A 1,744-nucleotide genomic window follows, 5' to 3' on the forward strand; every position below is an offset into this window, starting at 1 on the left:
AACCCCGAATTTGGTACTGATATGGGTACCAGTATTGATGAAACCACCCAAAAGGGTCAGGTTATTACAGGTGATGTGCCACTTGATGTTGGCTCTGATGCTATCCATCACATTGATTTCAATGCTGACCAACCGAGTCTGCAAGGTATTACCAGTAACGGTGAGGCAACTACATTTACGGTTTCAGGAAATATTCTAACGGTTGTTGATAGTGATAATAAACCCGTGATGGTGGTGACTATCGCCACTGATGGTTCATATACTGTTGAAGTCACAGGCCCTATTGATCAGTCAACCGATGATGTTGTTAATCTGAATTTAGGCGTAACCGCCACTGATGACGATGGCGATACCACCAACGGTCAAGTGGTGATTGATATCACTGATGGCGCTGATGCGGGTGGTAATGAGCACGGTGAAATCACGATCACTGAAGGTGACTTAACCCCACAAGGTAACGAACAAGGCTATCCAGTATCGGGTAACACTACGATTGTGATTGAGGCGGGTGCAGACCGTCTTGACCCAAGTAAAGTGACCATTGATCCAAAACAATTAACAACGTTAATTGGCGAATTAGAATCAGAGTTAACCACTGGCAATAATGAAGCGATCAGCTTCCATTATGATGCTGCAACAGGCGTATTAATTGGTAACACTGCGGCAGGTGAGCAGGTTGTGACGGTGTCATTGAATGCTGTACAAGCGGCTAATGGTCACGATATCGATGTAAAAGTTACCATCACTCAAGAAAAGCCGTTGAACCATGTAGATAATGGTAACCAAGGCTTAGTCGATAGCGTTAACGATCAGATCACCATTGATGTGCCGATTCAGGTGCAAGATACCGATGGTGATTGGTTACAAAAGCCTGCCAATGTTGATATCACTATCAAGGATGGTGCAAACCCCGAATTTGGTACTGATATGGGTACCAGTATTGATGAAACCACCCAAAAGGGTCAGGTTATTACAGGTGATGTGCCACTTGATGTTGGCTCTGATGCTATCCATCACATTGATTTCAATGCTGACCAACCGAGTCTGCAAGGTATTACCAGTAACGGTGAGGCAACCACATTTACGGTTTCAGGAAATGTTCTAACGGTTGTTGATAGTGATAATAAACCCGTGATGGTGGTGACTATCGCCACTGATGGTTCATATACTGTTGAAGTGACAGGCTCTATTGATCAATCAACGAATGATGTTGTTAATCTGAATTTAGGCGTAACCGCCACCGATAACGATGGCGATACCACCAACGGTCAGGTGGTGATTGATATCACTGATGGCGCAGATGCGGGCGGTAATAAGCACGGTGAGATCACCATTACTGAGGGTGACTTAACCCCAGAAGGTAACGAACAAGGCTATCCAGTATCGGGTAACACTACGATTGTGATTGAAGCGGGTGCTGACCGTCTTGACCCAAGTAAAGTGACCATCGATCCAAAACAATTAACGACGTTAATTGATGAACTGTCATCTGAATTAACCACTGGCAATAATGAAACGATCAGCTTCCATTATGATGCTGCAACTGGCGTATTAATTGGTAACACTGCGGCAGGTGAGCAGGTTGTGACGGTGTCATTGAATGCTGTACAAGCGGCTAATGGTCAAGACATCGATGTAAAACTAACTATCACCCAAGAAAAGCCGTTGAACCATGTAGATAATGGCAACCAAGGCTTAGTCGATAGCATCAACGATAAGATCACCATTGATGTGCCGATTCAGG

General features: G+C 44.6%; 1 pseudogene. It reads left to right on the forward strand.

The window, feature by feature from the left end:
• Positions 1-1,744, forward strand: a pseudogene (locus CIK00_RS21410) (retention module-containing protein); the annotation flags it as partial.

The organism is Photobacterium carnosum (assembly GCF_002849605.1).
GTDB classification, from domain to species: Bacteria; Pseudomonadota; Gammaproteobacteria; order Enterobacterales; family Vibrionaceae; genus Photobacterium; species Photobacterium carnosum.